Annotated in this window: 16 protein-coding genes; 13 read left to right on the forward strand and 3 right to left on the reverse strand. The window is 62.7% G+C overall.

The window, feature by feature from the left end:
* The first annotated feature begins 93 nt into the window (after nucleotides 1-93).
* Nucleotides 94-1,611: a GTPase HflX gene (hflX, locus tag FWD29_01935; GenBank protein MCL2802704.1), complete on the forward strand. Its 1,518-nt coding sequence runs from the start codon at nucleotides 94-96 to the stop codon at nucleotides 1,609-1,611.
* Between the two features lie 18 nt (nucleotides 1,612-1,629).
* Here hflX and lexA read toward each other — a convergent pair whose 3' ends face one another.
* Nucleotides 1,630-2,316 carry a transcriptional repressor LexA gene (lexA, locus tag FWD29_01940; GenBank protein ID MCL2802705.1) on the reverse strand — a complete coding sequence of 229 codons (687 nt, stop codon included), beginning with the start codon at nucleotides 2,314-2,316 and terminating at the stop codon, nucleotides 1,630-1,632.
* 113 nt (nucleotides 2,317-2,429) lie between these two features.
* On the opposite strand from lexA, the gene FWD29_01945 reads away from it, so the two are divergent.
* The 3 genes from FWD29_01945 to FWD29_01955 all read left to right on the forward strand — a co-directional run bounded on the left by FWD29_01945 (nucleotide 2,430) and on the right by FWD29_01955 (nucleotide 6,177).
* The gene (locus FWD29_01945; protein ID MCL2802706.1) at nucleotides 2,430-2,807 is read left to right on the forward strand and encodes a LysM peptidoglycan-binding domain-containing protein; all 378 of its coding nucleotides are present in this window, start codon (nucleotides 2,430-2,432) and stop codon (nucleotides 2,805-2,807) included.
* 104 nt (nucleotides 2,808-2,911) lie between these two features.
* Nucleotides 2,912-3,400, forward strand: a complete 489-nt coding sequence (gene nrdR / locus FWD29_01950) for a transcriptional regulator NrdR (GenBank protein MCL2802707.1) — start codon at nucleotides 2,912-2,914, stop codon at nucleotides 3,398-3,400.
* Nucleotides 3,397-6,177, forward strand: a complete 2,781-nt coding sequence (locus FWD29_01955; protein ID MCL2802708.1) for a vitamin B12-dependent ribonucleotide reductase — start codon at nucleotides 3,397-3,399, stop codon at nucleotides 6,175-6,177. The genes nrdR and FWD29_01955 overlap by 4 nt, the downstream gene beginning before the upstream one ends.
* Here the strand turns inward: FWD29_01955 and serA are convergent.
* Nucleotides 6,174-7,376 carry a phosphoglycerate dehydrogenase gene (serA, locus tag FWD29_01960; GenBank protein ID MCL2802709.1) on the reverse strand — a complete coding sequence of 401 codons (1,203 nt, stop codon included), beginning with the start codon at nucleotides 7,374-7,376 and terminating at the stop codon, nucleotides 6,174-6,176. The two genes, FWD29_01955 and serA, sit on opposite strands and share 4 nt — an antisense overlap.
* Before the next feature lie 44 nt (nucleotides 7,377-7,420).
* The gene (locus FWD29_01965) at nucleotides 7,421-9,643 is read right to left on the reverse strand and encodes an AAA family ATPase (GenBank protein ID MCL2802710.1); all 2,223 of its coding nucleotides are present in this window, start codon (nucleotides 9,641-9,643) and stop codon (nucleotides 7,421-7,423) included.
* Nucleotides 9,644-9,766: 123 nt separating this feature from the next.
* Here FWD29_01965 and FWD29_01970 point away from each other — a divergent pair, with 123 nt between their 5' ends.
* The 9 genes from FWD29_01970 to FWD29_02010 all read left to right on the forward strand — a co-directional run bounded on the left by FWD29_01970 (nucleotide 9,767) and on the right by FWD29_02010 (nucleotide 20,274).
* Nucleotides 9,767-10,750, forward strand: coding sequence for a PAC2 family protein (locus tag FWD29_01970; GenBank protein MCL2802711.1), 984 nt, complete (start codon nucleotides 9,767-9,769; stop codon nucleotides 10,748-10,750).
* Between the two features lie 72 nt (nucleotides 10,751-10,822).
* Nucleotides 10,823-12,076, forward strand: a complete 1,254-nt coding sequence (dinB, locus tag FWD29_01975; protein ID MCL2802712.1) for a DNA polymerase IV — start codon at nucleotides 10,823-10,825, stop codon at nucleotides 12,074-12,076.
* A 42-nt stretch (nucleotides 12,077-12,118) separates the two neighbouring features.
* Entirely contained in the window at nucleotides 12,119-12,484 is a 366-nt protein-coding gene (locus tag FWD29_01980) for a DUF3040 domain-containing protein (protein MCL2802713.1), read from the forward strand.
* Nucleotides 12,485-13,095: 611 nt separating this feature from the next.
* Nucleotides 13,096-13,518, forward strand: a complete 423-nt coding sequence (locus tag FWD29_01985) for a cell division/cell wall cluster transcriptional repressor MraZ (GenBank protein ID MCL2802714.1) — start codon at nucleotides 13,096-13,098, stop codon at nucleotides 13,516-13,518.
* Nucleotides 13,519-13,689: 171 nt separating this feature from the next.
* A complete protein-coding gene (rsmH, locus tag FWD29_01990; GenBank protein MCL2802715.1) occupies nucleotides 13,690-14,649 on the forward strand; it encodes a 16S rRNA (cytosine(1402)-N(4))-methyltransferase RsmH in 960 nt (319 codons plus the stop codon).
* Nucleotides 14,646-15,062, forward strand: a complete 417-nt coding sequence (locus FWD29_01995; protein ID MCL2802716.1) for a hypothetical protein — start codon at nucleotides 14,646-14,648, stop codon at nucleotides 15,060-15,062. The genes rsmH and FWD29_01995 overlap by 4 nt, the downstream gene beginning before the upstream one ends.
* Nucleotides 15,059-17,317 (forward strand): penicillin-binding transpeptidase domain-containing protein, encoded by a 2,259-nt coding sequence (locus FWD29_02000; GenBank protein MCL2802717.1) that lies wholly within the window; start codon nucleotides 15,059-15,061, stop codon nucleotides 17,315-17,317. The genes FWD29_01995 and FWD29_02000 overlap by 4 nt, the downstream gene beginning before the upstream one ends.
* Nucleotides 17,318-17,326: 9 nt before the next feature.
* Nucleotides 17,327-18,850, forward strand: a complete 1,524-nt coding sequence (locus FWD29_02005; protein MCL2802718.1) for a UDP-N-acetylmuramoyl-L-alanyl-D-glutamate--2,6-diaminopimelate ligase — start codon at nucleotides 17,327-17,329, stop codon at nucleotides 18,848-18,850.
* Entirely contained in the window at nucleotides 18,847-20,274 is a 1,428-nt protein-coding gene (locus FWD29_02010; GenBank protein MCL2802719.1) for a UDP-N-acetylmuramoyl-tripeptide--D-alanyl-D-alanine ligase, read from the forward strand. Before FWD29_02005 ends, FWD29_02010 begins: the two co-directional genes overlap by 4 nt.
* Nucleotide 20,275: the final 1 nt, after the last annotated feature.

Consider the following 20,275-nt stretch of genomic DNA (forward strand, 5'->3'; position numbering starts at 1 on the left):
ACCGAACTGGCGTCAAGCTCGCCATCGGCGCCGGAGGCGAAGTAGTGTGGTGAGTCCGGGGTCAACACGCAGGCAACCGTACCAGGGGAGAAAATGACATCTGACGATCCGATTGAGCGGATCTTGTCCCGCGCCGGGACTGCCATTCAGCCCGAAACCCCGAACCAAGACAGCCGCTGGGATCAGTTGGAGCTTGAGGAAAGGTCGGCCCTAAGGCGAGTTGGCGGGCTTTCGACCGAACTAGTGGACGTCTCAGAGGTCGAATACCGTCAGCTTCGCCTTGAGCGCGTGGTCCTAATTGGCCTGTTCGGGGGCGGGGTAACCCAGCTAGAAGCTGAGGTTTCGCTGCGCGAGCTGGCCGCCTTGGCCGAGACCGCCGGCTCGCAGATCCTCGACGGTATCCTGCAGCGCCGCCAGGCACCGGATCCGGCCACTTTCTTAGGATCTGGCAAGGCCCAAGAGGTTGCCGCCCTGGTGGCGGAGCTGGGCGCGGACACGGTGGTGGCCGATGCCGAGCTTGCCCCATCCCAGCGCCGTGCCCTCGAAGATGTCCTCAAGGTCAAAGTGGTTGACCGCACAGCCGTGATTCTGGACATTTTCGCTGCTCACGCCAAGTCCAAAGAGGGCAAAATGCAGGTCGAATTGGCGCAGCTCGAATACCTCTTGCCGCGATTGCGCGGCTGGGGCGAGTCGATGTCAAGGCAGGCTGGCGGCCGCGTGGCTGCGGGAGCCGGCATCGGCAGCAGGGGCCCAGGCGAGACCAAGATCGAACTTGACCGTCGCCGCATTCGCACCCGCATGGCCAAGCTGCGCCGTGACCTGGCCCAAACGGCGCCAGCCCGCCGGACCCGCCGAGCCAAGCGGCGCCGGGCCAATGTGCCGGCTGTGGCCATAGTCGGCTACACCAACGCCGGCAAATCCTCGCTGCTCAACGCTCTGACTGGGGCCGGGGTGATGGTCGACAACACCCTTTTCGCCACACTCGACCCGACGGTTCGCCAAACCCACACCGCCGACGGCCGCGTCTACACCCTGGCCGATACAGTCGGCTTTGTCCGAAATCTGCCGCATGAGCTGGTCGAAGCCTTCCGCTCTACCCTAGAAGAAGCGGTCGAGGCCGATGTCTGGTTGCATGTGGTTGACGCCGCCCATCCCGACCCGGAAGGGCAGATCACGGCGGTCAGGACGGTTTTGCGTGATCTCAAGGCGGCCGATGCCGTGGGGCAGGGTCCAGGGGGAAGCTCCGGCAACGGTTTGGGTGAGGGTTTGGCTGGTGCGGTCCAAGCGGTCGAAATCCTGGCACTAAACAAGGCGGACCTGGCTCCAAGCGAAGTGGTGGCCGGACTTTTGGCCTCCCACCGAGGCGCCGTGGCGATCAGCGCCAACAGCGGTGATGGTCTCGACCAACTGCGCCAGATGCTGGATGAGTCTCTACCCAGACCGCAAATCCTGGTCGAAACGGTGGTGCCCTACCTCCGTGGCGATTTGGTCAGCCGAGCGCATGAGGAAGGCGAAGTCATAAGCCAGGACCATCAGGCCGATGGCACGCATTTGACGGCGCGAGTCGGCCCGGCCTTGGCAGCCGAACTGGAGCGGGCCGCCTCTTCCTGACCGGCGGCTTGGCAGCGGTCAGAGGCTGCGGATCAAGGCCACCACCCGGCCCAGGATCTGGGCGTGGCGGCCAGGAATGGGCTCGTAGGCCGGGTTTCGCGGCAGGAGCTGAACCTTGCCGCTGGCGGATTGCCACACCTTGACGGTGGCCTCGTCCTCGACCAAGGCGGCCACGATCTGGCCGTTTTCTGCTGTGACCTGGTGGCGTACCACGACATAGTCACCGTCATTGATGCCGGCCTCAATCATCGAATCGCCGCGCACCTTGAGCATAAAGATCTCGCCGTCGCCAACAATCTCGCGCGGCAGCGGGTAAAGGCCTTCGACCAGGTGTTCGGCCAGAATGGGGGTGCCGGTGGCGATCCGCCCGACTAACGGGACAAAGCGGGGCTTGGCTTGATTCTCCTCTTCGAGATGGCGCAGGTTAGGTGGCACGTCGGCGTTGGTGTCGACCAGCTCGATGGCCCTAGGCAGGAGGGGATCGCGGCGCAAACAGCCCATTCGTTCCAGGGTGAGCAGGTGGTGTTTCACGCTTGAGGCACTGACTAGGTTGACTGAGTCGGCGATTTCCCGCATCGACGGGGCATAGCCGCGTCGCTTAATTGACTCCGCGATGCAATCCATGATGGCCTGCTGGCGTTCGGTCAGAACTTCTGGTGGCCGGCCCCTGGGACTTCTCTTTGGTCGGCTGACTTCCTCGCTCATTGGCAGTGTTTCTCCTGGTCCTAGCCATGTCCGTGGTCGGGTGTTGACTAGTAAGCATAGTCAAAGTGACAGGCAATTGCAAACATTTGTACTAAGAATCAAGGGAGATGATCATGAGTTCTTTGGCACTGGGGGCACAGGTAGCACCGTCCTGGCGGCCGGGCTCTAGCCGGGGTCCAGCCAGGCCGCGCCAGCGGCGAGCTCCGGACCGGCTGACCCGGCGCGGGCGGGCGGTGGTTGCGGCGCTGCTGGGGTTGGTTTTGGCCGGGTCCTACGCCGCTGGGACTATGCGGACTGGCGGCCAGGTCTACGTACCGTCTGAATCGGTGGTTGTCCACCAAGGCGACACGCTTTGGTCGCTGGCGGCGGAACGGACGGCGCCGGGCCAAGATGTGCGGCAAACGATCCAGCTAATTCAGCGGCTCAACCAGCTTGCCGGTCCGGGCTTGATGGCAGGGGATCGGCTCTGGCTGCCGCGCCTGGGGCAGTAGAAGCCTGCGCTGCCTTGGCCGCGTTCAAACGAAAACCCGACACGCCCACAAGATATAGTGGTGGCTTCTCCCAATTGCACCCACATGTGGTTAGACTGCCATTCGTGCATTGCCCGTTTTGCCGACACGAAGACTCCCGTGTAGTCGACTCACGCACTAGTGAGGACGGCACCAGCACGCGGCGGCGGCGCGAATGCCAAAAGTGTCAGGCTCGCTTCACCACGGTTGAGTCGGTGGCGCTGGCGGTGATAAAGCGCTCGGGCGCTTCGGAGCCGTTCTCGCGCGACAAGGTGGCTGCCGGTGTGCGCCGGGCCTGCCAGGGTAGGCCGGTTTCGGATGACGACGTAGCCGTGCTGTCCCACCAAGTGGAAGCCAAGATTCGCTCTACCGGGCAGGCGGCCGTGGACTCACAGGACGTGGGCCTGGAGATCCTTGGCCCGCTGCGGGCCTTGGATGAGGTCGCCTACCTGCGCTTCGCCTCGGTATACCGGTCGTTTGACTCGATCGACGATTTCGACAAAGAGATCCTGGCCCTGCGAGCCCAGGAGAATCATCCATCAACCCTCAACCGCCAGGAGACCTTCGACCGATGACCGAGCAAACCAAGAAGACCACCGGCCTGACCATTTCCCGGGTCTTCACGACCGAGGGTGTCCATCCCTATGACGAGGTCACCTGGGAGGCCCGGGATGTGGTCCAGACAAACTGGAAAACCGGTGAAACTGTCTTCGCCCAGCACGGCGTAGAGTTCCCCGACTTCTGGTCCGTCAATGCCTCGACCATCGTTGCCACAAAGTATTTTCGCGGCGCTTTGGGTACCGCGGAGAGGGAAAGCTCGCTGCGCCAACTAGTTGACAGGGTGGTTGGCGCCTACCGCCGGGCTGGCCTGGAGGCCGGCTACTTCGCCACCGAGGCAGATTCAATGGTCTTTGCAGAAGAGCTGACCTGGCTGCTAATCCACCAACATTTTTCTTTCAATTCGCCTGTCTGGTTCAACGTTGGCACCAATTCGTCTCAACAGGTCTCTGCCTGCTTCATCTTGTCGGTTGACGATTCAATGGAATCGATCCTGAACTGGTACAGCGAAGAGGGCATGATCTTCAAAGGCGGCTCCGGCTCCGGGGTTAACCTTTCGCGCATTCGCTCGGCCAAAGAATTGTTGCGGTCTTCCGGTGGTACTGCCTCCGGTCCGGTCAGTTTCATGCGCGGGGCGGACGCCTCGGCTGGGACCATCAAATCCGGCGGCGCCACTAGGCGGGCGGCCAAAATGGTGGTGCTGGACATTGACCACCCGGACATCGAAGAATTCATCGACACCAAAGCCCGCGAGGAGCACAAGATCCGGGCCCTGCGAGACGCCGGTTTCGATATGGATCTAGACGGGCGTGACATCAGCTCGGTCCAGTATCAAAACGCCAACAACTCGGTCAGGGTTTCTGACGCCTTCATGAAGGCAGTTGATGAGGGCGCCGGTTTTGGATTGCGGGCTCGCCTCAGCGGCGAGGTGATCGAAGAGCTCGACGCCCGGTCCCTATTTAGAACCGTGGCCCAAGCGGCATGGGAATGTGCCGATCCAGGCATCCAATATGACGACACCATCAACGCCTGGCACACCTCACCGGAGACCGGACGCATCACGGCCTCCAACCCTTGTTCTGAATACATGCACCTGGACAACTCCAGCTGCAACTTGGCCTCGCTCAACCTGCTGTCGTTCCTCAAGCAGGACGGCACCTTCGACCATGTCCGTTTTGAGCGCGCGGTCGAATTGGTCATAACGGCAATGGACATTTCGATTGGCTTCGCAGATTTCCCAACCGAATCAATCGCCAAAACCACCAGGGCGTTCAGGCAACTTGGCATTGGCTATGCCAACCTTGGTGCTTTGCTGATGGCCTGCGGCCTGGCCTACGACTCAGACGCCGGGCGCTCGCTGGCCGGCGCCGTCACCTCGCTGATGACGGCAACGGCCTACCGTCGCTCGGCCCAATTGGCTACCGCGGTTGGGCCGTATGAGGGCTACGCCCGCAATGCCGAGGCCCACCAGAAGGTGATGCGCAAACACCACGCCGCCAACGACCAGCTCATCACCAAATCGGCGCTTGACGGTGACGTTCACCGGGCCGCTTCCCACGCCTGGGAGGACGTCCTCGAACTGGGCAAACACCACGGCTGGCGCAATGCCCAAGCCTCCGTCTTGGCGCCCACTGGCACCATCGGTTTCATGATGGACTGTGACACCACCGGTGTTGAACCGGACTTCTCACTGGTCAAATACAAGAAGATGGTGGGCGGCGCCTCCATGCAGATCGTCAACCAGACGGTGCCCATGGCCCTGGCCCGCCTGGGCTACGACCAAGAGGTGATCGAGGCCATCGTTGAACACATCGTTGAACACGGTCACGTAGTCGACGCCCCTGGTCTTAGGTCGGAACACTACGACGTCTTTGATTGTGCGGTTGGCAAAAGAGCAATCCAACCAATGGGCCATTTGCGCATGATGGCGGCGGCCCAGCCGTTCTTGTCCGGCGCTATCTCTAAGACGGTAAACATGCCGGAGACCGCCACCGTCGAGGACATTGAGGATGTCTACTTTGAAGGCTGGCGCATGGGTCTAAAAGCGTTGGCCATCTACCGCGACAACTGCAAGGTCTCCCAGCCTTTGTCTGACGCCAAGGCCGTCGCGGGTAAAGCGGCCGAGCCGCCGGTCCCGGCACCAGCTCGCCGGCGCCTGCCCAAGCGGCGCTATTCGATCACCACCTCGTTTTCAGTTGGCGGCGCCCAGGGCTATATCACGGCCGGTTGCTTTGACCAGGAACATGCGGACCTGGGCGAAGTCTTCTTGAAGCTGGGCAAGCAGGGCTCAACCCTGGCCGGCGTCATGGACGCGTTTTCGATCGCGGTTTCAATTGGCCTGCAATACGGCGTGCCACTAGACACTTTTGTCCAGAAGTTCACTAACCAGCGCTTCGAACCGGCTGGTTTGACCGACGACCCAGATGTACGCATGGCCCAATCGGTTATGGACTACATTTTCCGCCGTTTGGCCCTCGACCACTTGCCCTTTGAAACTCGCGCCGCCATGGGCATCTACACGGCGACTGAACGTGAGCGGCAGTTGGAAACCGGCAGCTATGACGACCTAATCGACCAAGGTTCGGTTAGCCAGGACGTCACCATCGAAACGCCTCCGGCCGCCCAAACCGGGCGAAAAGCCATAGAGCAGGTTCATTCGACTGCCGAGCTATTTGAAGCCATGCAGGGACGAGCCAATGACGCGCCCATCTGCATGACCTGCGGCACCAAGATGAGGCCGGCCGGTTCCTGTCACGTCTGCGAAGGCTGCGGCGCCACCTCCGGTTGTTCCTAGCTCAGCACGCGCAGCCGGATCGTTTCCGGCCGCTGGGCCAGAGTCTCTAGCACGGCCGGCTCGAGAGCCGAACCGACATCGGTCAGCACGTAACCCACCTCGCCCCGCGTACCAAGTACTTGGCCAACTATGTTGACCCGATACTCGGCCATGGCCTGGTTGATCGAGGCCAGCACGCCGGGGATGTTTTGGTGGGTGTGCGCCAGCCGGCTGACCCCTTCGCCGGAACGGTCCAGGGTCAGATTCGGCAGGTTGACGCTCATGCCGGTCGAACCGTGGGTCAGAAAATCACGCAACTTGCCACTGACAAAACGGCCAATTGAGATCTGAGCCTCGACGGTCGAACCGCCAACGTGCGGCGTCAAGATGACATTGGGCAGGCCACGAAGCTCACTGGCAAACGGGTCGCCGGCGGCCTTTGGCTCTTCGGGGAAAACATCGATCGCAGCCCCGGCCAGATGCCCTTCGTCTATCGCGTCGCGCAGGGCTCGCAGGTTGACCACGTGCCCGCGGGCCAGGTTGATAAAGACCGAACCCTCACGCATGGCCGCAAATTGGGAAGCGCCGAACAAATTGGTGTTGGCCGGCCGGCCGTCAACGTGAACCGAGACAACATTGGCCACTTCAAGCAGTTCTTCAAGCGAATCGAGTCGCAGGGCGTTGCCCAGCGACAGCTTCTCGTCGATGTCGAAAAAGACAACGGCCATACCAAGAGACTCGGCCAGGACTGAAAGCTGGGAGCCAATCGAGCCGTAGCCGACTATGCCAAGCGTCCGGCCGCGCACCTCATGCGAGCCGGTGGCAGACTTACGCCAAACGCCATTGTGCAACGAACGGTCACGCTCGGTCATGCGGCGGGTCAGGGCAATGATCTCCGCCACCGCAAGTTCCACCACCGAGCGAGTATTGGAATACGGTGCGTTGAAAACCGCCACGCCTCGCTCTGAGGCAGCCTGCAGCGCGATCTGGTTGGTGCCAATGCAATAGGCGCCAATGGCCAGCAGCTGCGGGCAGGCTGCCAGCACTTTTTTGGTGACGGACGTCTTCGACCGGATGCCCAACAGGTCGACCCCGCTAAGGGCCGCTATCAGTTCGCCTTCATCTAGGGCACCGGGCAACGCGGTGACTTCGAGTCCGGCGCGTTGTAGTAGTTCAACGCCTACGGGGCTGATGTTCTCGAGCAGAAGGGCTTTTGGCACGGGTTATATGTTGGCGCTGACCGGCCCGCAGCGCAAGGCGGCGCTCAGGCTTGGCCCACCACCAAGCACAGTTTGGTGGTGGGCCGCGTCATGGCCACGTAAAGATCGGCCGCGCCGGCCAGTTCGGCGTATTTGCCCCGGTAGGTGCGCAGAATCTGATCTGGCCTGGTGATAATGACGGTATCGAATTCGAGGCCTTTGGTCTGGGCGGCGGTCAACAGCGCCACCGGGTAGTCCAACGGGTTTTGGCCGGGCGGCGCCACTCTTGGCGCCAGCTGGCCGTGCCCGATGCCGGCCCTGACCTTGGCGATATCAGCCGGCGTGCCAACAATGGCTAGGCGACCGGCGGTGCCGGTCGGGGCCAGGTCCCCGGCCAGTTCGATGGCCTTGGCCGCCCAGTCGCGGGCCTGAATCCTGACCAGGGCGTCGTCTAGCTCGCGGGCGGCGGTGTCCTCACTCACCGGCAGCCCCGCCCGCCGCGCCATCCTTTGGGCGGTTCTAACCACAGCCCCCGGCGTTCTGTAGTTAACAGTCAATGGCGCCATACGCCATCGGCCCCTACCAAGTGCCTGGTCAAGGACTGATTCCCAGTGTGTGCCGACAAAACGGGCCTGACCGGGGTCTCCGACAATTGTCAGCGAGCGTGATGGGCAGCGGCGCAACAAGCAACGCCAGTCCATCGGAGTTAGCTCTTGGGCCTCATCGATGACGATGTGCCCGTAGGTCCACTGCCGGTCGCTTGAAGCCTTTTCTGCCAAGGTCATATGAACCTCGGTTGGGGTGAAGCGGTCGGCCAAGGTTACGCCCCTGACTCGATTGATGCCGTGCATGGCTAGAACCTCTTCGGCGTATTGAAGATTCTGAGCCCAGCGGGCTGCGTCCAGGCGGCGTTCGGCCAAAGCGGCGGAGTCATCTTGGCCCAAAAGCTCCGCCGCCTCGTCAAGCAACGGCACGTCTGAAGCTGACCAGGGTTGGCCGGCAGGCCGGGTGATGGCCCGGCGCTGGGATGCGCTCAGCTCTTTGGCGCAGGCCTGAAGCAGGTAGGACTTTGAAAGCAGATCCGAGACCAGGCGCTGCGGGCCAATCGGCATCCAGCAAAGGTTGAGGATTGTGCGGACCTCAGGTGATGTGCGCAGATCCTCGACTATCTCGGCCCGGCTGGCGTCAGTTAGATTCGAGCCCAACTTTTGCTCTAACTGTGTTGCCAGACGCCCCAGCATGTTACTGACGAAAGCGACCCGAGCTTTGTTGTGGGGCTGGTTGGTTTTGCGGGCGGCGGCCTGGGCGGCATCAAGTTCGTCGCGGCGAACCACCAGCTTGCGTCCCAAAACCCTGATGGCGACATCGCGCCGCGGCAGGCGTTGACGCTCCCTGACAGCCCGCCTGATCACCTTCGCCATTACCGCCAGGCCCTTGATCTGGGTTTGAACCGGGTCTTCAGGGGCGGAGGCGGTGATACCGGGCAGCAGGTCGGCCATAGTGGTGGCGACTACGCCAGTTTCGCCCAGCGACGGCAGGACCCGGTCGATATAGCGCAAGAACAGTCGCGAGGGTCCAACGATCAAAACCCCAGAGGCGGCCAGGCGCTCCCGGTTGGTGTAAAGCAAGTAGGCCGCCCGGTGCAGGGCGACAGCGGTCTTGCCGGTACCCGGGCCACCTTGAACCACCAGCGCACCTTGCGGACTGGAGCGGATAATCCGGTCTTGTTCGGCCTGGATCGTGGCGACAATGTCGCCCATTTTGCCGGTTCTGCCGGCGGCCAGGGCCGCCATCAACGCGCCTTCGCCGCTCAGCGCATCGGCCTGAGACAGTTCGGACTGGCTGGCAGCGGCGAGGTCGAGCAACTCGTCTTCCACGGCGGTGACAGCGCGGCCAGAAGTGGTGATGTGGCGCCGCCGCTTGATGCCAAGCCGGTGGGCCTGAGTGGCCTGGTAGAACGGCTCGGCGGCCGGTGCTCGCCAATCGGTCAGCAGGGCGGCGTGGTCGGCGTTAGTCAGGCCGATCCGCCCAATCAGCCGCTTTTCGTCCTGATCGGTCAGGATCGAACCGAAATAGAGCCGTTCTTCGACCGCCTCAAGTTGGGACAGGCGGTTCTGGTGCAGCATGGCAAAGGCGTCACGCTCTGAGCGATTCTGGGGTGAGCCGCCGGCCCTGGCCTTTTGGACTTGATCTAGGGCCTTTCGGGTTTGGCGACGCAACTGGTCAAGGCGCTGGTAGAGCTTGGTAGTTAGGGCCTGTTCGGCGGCGATTTCCGGGTCCTGGCTCACCCCTCCGCCTTTCTTGCGTTGGCCAAAGCGACCATCAATTCTAGTGGACTGCCCTGGGAATGAACCGGCTTTGCTGGCTGTTGCCTTGGATAGAGAGCGTTTTTCTCCCGAAAGGACGGTGACATGACCAAGCCTCTGTACACGTTGCAGCCAGCCGCTGTAGCTGAACTGGATGCCCTGCCCACGCCACCTGTCTTGCTGTATGCCCTCGACGGCCACATTGACTCTGGCCTGGCGGCGGGCCTTATGATCAGCGATCTCGTCCTGAACTGCGAGACTAAGCGGATCGCAACCTTCGACACAGACGATCTGGTCGACTACCGCTCCCGGCGGCCCCCAATGATTTGGGGCGAGGGCGGTTGGTCAGACTATGGCCGCCCTGAGCTGATCATCGATCAACTCCGTGATGTCGAAGGAACCCCGTATCTTCTGCTCTACGGGCCCGAACCCGACTTCAAATGGGAGGCGTTCGCTCAAAGCGTGGTTGACATCGTGGAACAACTCAACATCCGCATGGCCCTTGGCCTGCAGGGCCTGCCCAAGCTGGTGCCACACACCCGGCCGGCTCTAGTCCGCCGGCCAGGTGAAATCGATGATGTCGACTCAGCTGGCCAAGGCGTCAAGGCCAGGCTGCATGCGCCCGGTTCTGCCATGGCCATGATCGAGTACCGACTGCGCCAAGCCAACCGTGAGGCCACCACGTTGGCGGCTGACGTGCCAACCTACCTGGCAGCAGTGCCCTATGCCCGCGCAGCGGTCAGCCTGGTCAATGCGGCCTCGGCCGCTACTGGCCTGAAGCTGGCAACTGATCGCCTTGAAGAGATGGCTTTGCGTTCTGGGCGGCAGCTGGAAGAAGAGATGGCTGGCGCCGGCGACCTGACTCGCACGGTGATGGAACTTGAGCAGCGTTTCGACCGACTGCAAGCCTCGAAGCGGCACCCGGCCGGCGGCGGCGATCCCGTTCGCGCGGATTCCCGGACCAGCGAAATCGGTCCAATCGACCCTCGCGGGGCTTCGGTCGAATTGATCCGAGACCTCGAGAGGTTCCTGGCTGAGCAACCGGCCGCCACTCCACAAGTTGAGCCTGAACCGGAACCCGGCTCCTGACCGGCTCGGGCCTAACGCCCGCTCCAACCAGCCCCAATCACCCGCGAGGTTGAGCCCACGCATAATCTCGTTATGCGAAATTCAACCTGGTGGGGTGGGGGTGACACAGTCGATAATCGATGCATGGGTCCGCCGGTCATACTTCACGTCGACATGGACGCGTTCTTCGCCTCGGTCGAGCTGATCGACCGGCCGGAACTGCGCGGCAAGCCGGTGGTTGTAGCCGGTGAGGGCCGTTCCGTGGTGGTCGCTGCCACCTATGAAGCCCGGGCGTTTGGGGTGCATTCAGCCATGCCGGTGGGCCGGGCCAAGCGGCTATGTCCCCAGGCTGTCTTTCTATCCCCCAGCCGTGGGCGGTATTCGGCAGTTTCGAGAGGCGTGATGGACTACTTTCGGACAATCACACCCCTGGTCGAACAGGTCTCCATTGACGAGGCGTTTCTCGATGTCACAGGGTCTATGCGACGTTTGGGGGCGGGTGGGCTCATCGCCAAGGCCATCCGCCGTCACGTGGTTGAGCAGTGGTCCGTGACCTGTTCGGTCGGCGTTGGCCGGTCCAAATCAGTCGCCAAGATCGCTTCGACCTTGGCCAAGCCAGACGGCTTGATGGTGGTAGAACCACAGGCCACCGAGGAATTCCTGCGGCCTTTGGACTTGGGCGTGCTCTGGGGGGTGGGTGCCAAGACCCGGCAAAGCCTGACCCGTCTGGGACTGAGAACCGTGGGCGACCTGGCCGATGCCCCTGATTTCCATGTTGCTCGCGCATTGGGCCAGGCCGCTGCCGCCCACATCCAGGCGATGGCCCGCGGCCAGGATGACTCACCGGTACAACCCGTTCACCTCGAAAAATCAGTTGGCGCTGAGACCACTTTCCAGACCGACCTGCCGGCCGGCGAGGAGGTCCGCCGGGCCCTGATAGGCCTGGTCGAGCGGTCCACCCGCCGCCTAAGGCGCCGCCAAATGGCCTGCCGTACCGTCGCGGTCAAGCTACGACGGACCGATTTCTCCACCGTCAGCCGGGCCCACACACTGGACCAGCCGACCGACTCGACCAAGACCATTCAGGCTGCCGCCGAGACCCTGCTAGATGCCATCGACACTCGTGGTCAAGCCATCCGCCTGATCGGCGTCCGCTTGGAGAACCTCAGCCCTAGGCATAACCTCGGCGTTCAAGACACCCTTGATGCCGCCGCCAGCCCGCCCAAAAGTGCTGATCAGGTCAAAGATCAGATCAAGGACCGCTTTGGCGAGGCTGCTGTTGGGCCGGCAACCTTGGTTGAATCTGGGCCGGATGTGCCACCGGACCTGCCATCGACGTATGCTTGATATTGGTAGCGTGTGCCGCGAGGCCAGATGGAGGTGATTGACATGCCCCTTTCCGAGTACGAACAACGTGTGCTTGACCAGCTCGAGGAACAGTTGACGTCGCAAGACCCGCGTCTAGGATCGAAAATGTCTGCCTCTTCGTCCGCTCGCAGTGGTCGGGTGGCCCTGGGACTGGCTGGTGTACTGGCCGGGCTGGCCACTTTGGTTGTGGGCATGGTCGTCGGCCTGCTGTGGGTTTCGATGGCCGGATTTGTCATTATGTTTGCCGGCGCCTATTGGGCTTTGTCGCGGCCAAAGGTCGCCAAAGGCGTCAAGTCCAGCGGCACGGCTAGCGGAAAGTCGCGCCCCCGTCGCTCGAAGTTGTCAGAGCGTTTCGAAAAGCGCTGGGAGGACCGCGGCCGCGAGTAGTCCCCCCCTGCCCCACCTCACTCCACAAGGTGGGACTGCTGGTTCACCACCAAGGCCGCGAGTGATCCTCCCTGCCCCACCCCACTCCACCAAGGCCAGCGCAGCTGGCGAGTCCTCTCCACCCGGCAAAGTCGAGGTCGGCCAGTAGCACCCTGCCCGCGAGGTCGAGGATTCGCATAAAGCCCCAGGTAGGACACGGTGGGCACCTACCTTTCCGGCTGCATGGCAAGGTCTGGAACCAGACCCAGCCGTGCGACATCGGGCGCTGTGGCGACACGCCTCTGATCAGCATTTTCTCGCGAGGTCGAGTTTTCGCATAGGAGCCAAGGCCAAAGACTGTCCACTTTGCTCCACGCAATTAGCGGTTGAATTGCCGCAAGGCGGCCAATGGTACCTTGTTGACCTGCATCTTAACCGCCATCTTGGCGTCGAAACTGGCTCAAATCTGGGCCCTAACACGCCGAAGCCGGGGCCTTGGCTCTGCGGCATATGCCGGTCTCAACAGGTAGAACATGCCAGGCCCACCAACACAAATTGTCCGCCTGTGGCGCTTGGGGGAGATTGTGGAGTAAAGTGGCACAGTCGGTGCCAGGCGAGGGGAGGTGCAACCGATGGCGTTTTTGGGCAAGCTCCAGGTCAAGCTTGACGAAAAAGGCCGGTTGTTCCTGCCTGCCAAAGCTCGTGCCCCGCTGGCCGAGGGCGCCTATCTGACCGGCGGGCAGGACCACTGTCTTTACCTGTTTGGCCAGGACCAATTCGACCAGTTCTGCGATGACATTCGCGAGCAGACGCTGGAGGATATGACACCCACGGACTTTGACCGGGTGCTTTTCTTCACGCTGACAAACCCGAAATTGGACAAGCAGGGTCGCCTTACCATCCCCCAAGACCTACGCAAATTCGCCGGCCTAGACCGGGAGGCGTTGGTCATTGGAATGCCAGGTCGGCTGGAGCTTTGGGATCTGGAGAATTGGCAGAACTACTCTTCGACCTTCTTCGAGCTGTTTGCCTCGGCCAAATCCCGCCGAGGCTGACCAGCACAACTCAATAGGAGCGGACCTAGCCGCACGGCTTGATCTCCGCCCCGCCGGGACCTGAGGCCACTTCCCCGAGTCTCAGTGCTAACGGCGGGTTGGGGATCTGGTCGGGTGGAAGGAGGGCCGCCCGACCAAATCTTTGAGCCACAACGGGAAGGGGCAACGGACATGGGCCAGGTTGGCGCCTCACATATGCCCGTGGCGCTGGACCGACTACTCGAACTAGTAGGACCCGCTCTTGAACGTGAAGGTGCCACCTATGTCGACGCAACTGTTGGGATGGGCGGCCACGCCGAGGCTGTGGCCAGGCATTTCGGTGAAGTCAGGATCATTGCGTTAGACCGAGACCCGCAGGCAGTCGACCAGGCCAGTGCCCGGTTGGCGCAGTTTGGTCAGCGAGCCAGGGTGGTGCGGGCGAATTTTGACCACATCGATCAAGTCTGCGCTGAACAGGGTGTCGACGCCATTGACGCCGCCTTATTTGACCTCGGTGTCAGTTCTTTCCAGCTTGACAATGACCATCGCGGCTTCGCCTACTCGCGCCCAACTCGACTTGATATGCGGATGGATCAAACAGAAGGCCAAACTGCGGCCCAGGTGCTGGCCACGTACTCGAGAGGTGAGCTGATCCGAGTCTTGCGGGACTACGGGCAGGAACGCTTTGCCGGTGCCATTGCGACCGCGATTGTCCATGCTCGTCAGGACAAGCCGATTGAACATTCCGACCAGCTGGTTGATCTGATCCGCTCAGCCATTCCGGCACCGGCCCGTCGACAGGGTGGCCACCCGGCCAAGAGGGTCTTTCAGGCGCTAAGGGTCGAGGTCAACGGTGAGCTCGAGGCCATCGAAAAGGCCCTGCCAACGGCTATTGATCTGCTGCGAGTTGGCGGACGCCTAGTGGTAATGAGCTACCAATCGCTGGAGGACCAAGCGGTAAAGCGAATCCTCAAATCCGGCTTGACTGACCGGGCCCCAGCCGGTCTGCCAATAGTGCCAGATCTGGCCAAGCCCTATTTGCGGGCTCTGACCAGGGGCGCAGAACTGGTTACAGCTGCCGAACTGGCAGCTAACTCGCGTTCAGCGCCGCTGCGGCTGCGGTCGGTTGAGAAGATCCGGGAGGCGGCATGAGTGCGGCACGGGAAACCGCTGTACGGCGCAAGCCCACCACACGCGGCCAAGCCACCACCTCACCCGTGCTCCAAGTGGTGGTGGCCCCCAAACGTCGCACCGGCTATTTGGTCCATCTTGCCGTCTGCGTCACAATGCTGGTTGGCGCCTTGGTCGCGGTCTTGGCCCTAAACACTGCACTAACGCAGGGTTCCTTCCAGATCCACCAGCTGAAACAGGAACTGGAAAACCTAGAGGCCAAAGAGAACAGGATCGCCGAGCAACTTGATGACCTGGCCTCCCCAGAGCAGCTTGCCGTCAAGGCCGCCGAGCTAGGCATGTTGGCACCACCATCGACCCGTTACATCACCATCAAGGACGGCACCATTACACCGGCCCAGCCTGCGCCGGTGGAAGAGGTGGGTGACCAGTGACCCGCCGGCGGGACAACCGCTTCGGTTCTGCCAAGGCTCAACCTCGCGCAAATAGGGCGCGAGGGGAAAAGCGTGGGGCCGATGCCGGCGCGAGCAGGCCGGGCGGCGAGCCTGCCAAAGCTCGACCTCGCGGGGGGGAGTATGCAAAGGCCCAACCTCGCGGGGAAAAGGTGAGGCGGGGCCCGGCATCGGACGCGGAGTATGCCAAAGCTCGACCTCGCGGGGAAAAGGTGAGGCGGGGCCCGGCATCGGACGCGGAGTATGCCAAAGCTCAACCTCGCGGGGAAAAGATGAGGCGGAGCCCGGCATCGGACGCGGAGTATGCCAAGGCTCGACCTCGCGGGGGGGAGTATGCCAAAGCTCAACCTCGCGGAAATAGGGCGCGCGGGGAAAGGGCGAGGCGGGGCCCGGCATCGCGCGCGGAGCATGTCAAAGGCCGGCCGCCAAAGGTCGGATTTGGCCGGCGCATTGTTCGCGCTTGGACATCGGTAGGCGACCCGGGCCGGCGGCAGTACTACGTCCGGGTGGTGGTGCTTTTGCTGCTGGCGGTCTTTGCCACCAAACTGGTCCAAATCCAGCTAGTTGACGCCGAGGCGATTGCCCAAGAAGGCCTAGAAACCCGCATGCGGGAGACGACCGATCCGGCCAAGCGTGGCTCAATTGTGTCATCGGACGGTACACCATTGGCAGTTGACGTGGTCCGTTACGAGATCCAGGCCAACCCGCGCGAGATAGTTGACTACCAGGCCAGCGAAGAAGATGGCGGTGGCACCGGAGCTGAAGCGGCAGCGGCGGCCCTGGCCGGGCCACTGGGATTGGACCAAGATGATCTGGCAGAGCAGCTAGGCGAAAAGGGCCAGTACGTCCAACTAGTCAAAGCCGCCAGCCAGGAGCAGTGGGATCAGGTCAGGCAACTGGACATCAAGGGCATTTATGGGGTCAAGTTCTTCCAGCGCCAATACCCAGCCAACGCGCTGGCCGGCAACGTTATTGGTTATCCCTTTTCCTTAGAAACAGACCAGCCCGGCGACTCACTTCACTTCACCGGTCTTGAAGAAACCGCCGATCAGGCCCTGGCCGGCCAGCCCGGTTCGAAACGGCTCGAAGAAGGTCCGGGCGGCCAGGTCATCCCCGGTGGTAGCGAACAAATCGAACCGGCTTCCGACGGCTGCGAGATCACCACCACAATCGACTCTGATCTGCAATGGAAGGCAGAGGCCGCCGTCAACGCCAGCCGGGAGGCCAACCAGGCCATCTCCGTGATGGCCGTGGTCGAGGACCTGACCACAGGCGAGATTCTGGTTTTGGCCGAGTCCGGTTCTGTCGACCCGTCAAATCCAGGGGCAACCGACGCGGCCGCTCGTGGCTCACGTGCGGTCGAGACCGTCTTTGAACCAGGATCGACCGGCAAGGTTGTAACCATGGCCATGCTGTTGGAAACCGGCACCGCCACCCCCGATTCGCAGTACTCGATCTCATATGAATGGACCATTCAAGGGCAAACCTTTCACGACTCCAGCCCACCGGCCTTCACCAATTTGACCTTGGCCGGGGTGCTGGCCAAGTCCTCCAACGTCGGCACTTTGATGGCGGCCCAGGGTGTGCCAAGCGAAACCCGCTACGAGTACCTAAAACGGTTTGGCTTTGGCGAAAGAACCGGACTAGGCCTGAGCACTGAAGTGGCCGGCTATGTGCCGCAGCCAGGCACCGACAGCTGGGACGGACGCACCCGCTACACCGTTCTGTTTGGCCAAGGTGTCAGCGCCACCGCCGTACAAGCCACCGAAGTCTTCGCAACTTTGGGCAACGGCGGCGTGGCCGTACCGCCCCACTTGGTCCAGGGCCAAACCTGTCCCGGCCAAGAGTTCGAACCGTTTGACGTTGGCCCAAGCCGCGTGGTGGTCTCGCCTGAGACAGCCCGGCAGGTATTAGACATGCTCGAATCCGCCGTCAATGAGGGCACCGGCAAGAAAGCCCAGATCGCCGACTACCGTGTGGCCGGCAAGACCGGTACGGCCGAGTGGCTGACCGGCGACAACACCGGTGCGATGAAGTACGTGGCATCATTTATTGGTGTGGCGCCAGCCGAGGCGCCGCGCATTGCGGTTGGCGTTTTCGTGGTCGATCCCAAGGGCGAGTATTACGGTGGCGAGGTGGCGGCCCCGGTTTTCGCGGCCATAGCCGAGCAGGCGCTGCAACGCCTGGGCGTGCCGCCTTCGATCGAACCAGCACCGACCCTGCCTTTGACCTGGTAGGAGGCCCAGATGAGCCTGCGTCCGCAGCGGGGGTTTGGCCACAGCCTGGATGCAGTGGCCAAAGCGCTTGGGTCTGCCCGGGTGGTGGGCCAGGCCACGGTTTCAGGCCTGACCTTGGCCAGCGATGAAGTTGAGCCAGGCGATCTGTTTGTGGCCCTGCCCGGAGCTCGCACCCATGGCGGGCTATTCGCCTTCGAAGCGGTTGGCTTGGGGGCGGCAGCGGTATTGGTGGACGATGCCGGCGCGCACCTAGTTGACGCCGGCGTGCCTTTGGTGGTGGCGGAGGATTTGCGCCCTCGCCTCGGTGACCTGGCGGCCTGGTTTTATGACCATCCCGGCCGGTCACTAAAGACAATTGGCGTGACGGGCACCAACGGCAAAACCACTGTCACCCACATGCTGGCGGCGGCGCTGGGCGGCCTTGGGGCGGTGCTTGGCACCGTCGGGGCGCGGATCGGTCACCAAGAACTGCCGCAAGAGCGCACCACCATGGAAGCGCCGGCCTTACAGGCCGCTTTGGCGACCATGGTTGAACGTGGTATCGAGACTTGTGTGATGGAGGTGTCATCCCACGCCATTTCGGCCCATCGGGTTGACGGCCTGGTCTTTGATCTGGTCGCCTTCACCAACCTCTCCCGCGACCACCTTGACTTTCACGGCTCAATGGAGTCCTATTTTGCGGCCAAGGCCGCCCTGTTTGAGCCCAAGCACGCCAAAGCAGCCATAATCGATGTTGACTCCGAGTGGGGCCAGCGCCTGGCCCAGTTGGCCACCATCCCGGTCCAAACCCTAGCCAGAAGGGCCCTTGGCGACACCGCCGGTGGCGGCCCGGCCTGGCGTTTTGGCACCGCCAAGGTCTTGGCGGATGGTTCTCGGTTGTATCTCCAGGCTGACGGTATCGAGCTGGAAGCCGGCGTGCCCATGCCGGGCGAATTTGATGTCGCCAACGCCGCCATGGCCTTGGCCCTAGCCATCCAGACCGGAGCTGAGCCGGCGGCAGCAGCGGCCGGCCTGGCCGCCATGGATCCAGTGCCGGGTCGAATGGAAGTTGTGCCGCGACCGGTTGACGGTCCAAGTGTTGTCATCGACTACGCCCACGCCCCTGAGGCCATTGCCCAGTGCCTAGCCGCCTTGCGCCCACATGTGACGGGCCGCTTGATCGCAGTGTTGGGCGCCGGAGGTGGCCGTGACCTGGGCAAACGCGAGTTGATGGGGGTGGCGGCGGCCGAAGCGGCCGATCTGGTGGTCATCAGCGATGACAACCCGCGCTCCGAAGAGCCGGCGGTAATCCGAGCCCAGGTTTTGGCCGGGGCGCGGGCGGCAGCCGGGGCCGAGGCCAAAGATCGGGTGATAGAGATCCCGGGCCGGGCCGAGGCCATCTGCTACGCCATTGAGCAGGCCCAAGCCGGTGACCTGGTGGCACTGCTGGGCAAAGGCCACGAACAAACCATCGAAGTGGCCGGTGAGTTCTTGCCGCATTCAGACAAAGCCGTGGCCTTGCAGGCCCTGGCTTTGAACCGAGGTGAGGCATGATCCCGATGACGGCCGCCCAGGTGGCGGCGGCGACCGGAGGGCAGTTGCTTGGGCTCGAAGCCTCAGCCAGAGCCTGGGCCGCCAGTATTGATTCCCGTCAGGTCGCCGAGGGCACTATCTTTGTCGCCTTACCGGGCGAACGGGCCGACGGGGCTGATTATGCTCCAGCGGCGATGGCCGCCGGGGCGGCTTTCTGCCTGGTGCAACGCCCGGTCGAGGCTCCTTGCGTGCTGGTGGCAGACACCACGGCCGCCCTGGGGGCTTTGGCCCGCCAGGCCCTGGCCACCAGGCGAGCTGCCCCTCCTAACATCACCGTTGTGGCCGTGACCGGCTCGGCCGGCAAAACCACCACCAAAGACTTGCTCGCCACCTTGACGGCCCAGATGGGCCAGACTGTGGCGGCCAAGGGTTCGCAAAACAACCATTGGGGTTTGCCGCTAACCGTTTTGCGAATCCAAGCCAACAGCCGCTACCTGGTAGCAGAAATGGGCGCCAATCACCTTGGCGAAATCGCCGCCCTGGCCCGTCTGGCCCCGCCGGATGTGGCGGTCGAGTTGGGGGTTGGTGTGGCCCATCTGGGCGAATTCGGCAGCGTCGAAGCCATCGCCCAAGCTAAGGCCGAGCTGGTTGAGGGCCTGGCACCTGGCGGCACGGCCGTTCTCAACTTAGACGAGCCGCAGACCGCCAAAATGGCGGCCCTGACCACCGGCCCAGTTATTGGTTTTGGCCGCGGCCCAAAGGCTCAGGTCAGGGCACAGCGGCTGTGGACCAATGACAAAGGCCAGGTCAGCCTGGAAATCAGTTTCGACGGTGCGGGCAAAGGCCAAGACCAAGTGACTGTTAATTCGGCCCTGATTGGCGCCCATCACGCCAACAATTTGCTGGCCGCCAGTGCCACCGCCTGGGCTTTGGGGATGGCGCCAGACGGCATTGGCCAAGCCCTAGATGGGGTTACGGCCGCCAGCCCGCACCGCATGGCCGTGACCCGAGTGGCCAACGGCGGCCAGATTATCGACGACGCCTACAACGCCAACCCGGCTTCGATGAAGGCTGCCCTCGAGACGGCGGTCTCATTGGGCCGCAGCCACAACCAGCCGGTCTGGGCGGCATTGGGCCTGATGGGAGAACTGGGCGCGGCGGCCGGCGATCACCACCGCGAGCTGGGCCGGCGGGCAGCCCAACTCGCCTTGGACCGGCTCTGGGTGGTTGGCGAAGCGGCCAAAGCCATCCTTGACGGTGCCGCTGAGGCAGGTATGGCGCCCCAGGCCTTAGAGTATTTTGCGGGACGCGAAGAGGCAGCGTCCGCCCTAGCCGCCCAGATGAGACAAACTGATGGGACTTGGCCAGTGGTGTTAGTCAAGGGATCACAAAGCGCCGGACTTTGGCATCTGGCCGAATACCTGGTTAGCCAAGCGGGGGAGTAAG

This window comes from Micrococcales bacterium (genome assembly GCA_009784895.1).
GTDB lineage: Bacteria > Actinomycetota > Actinomycetes > Actinomycetales > WQXJ01 > WQXJ01.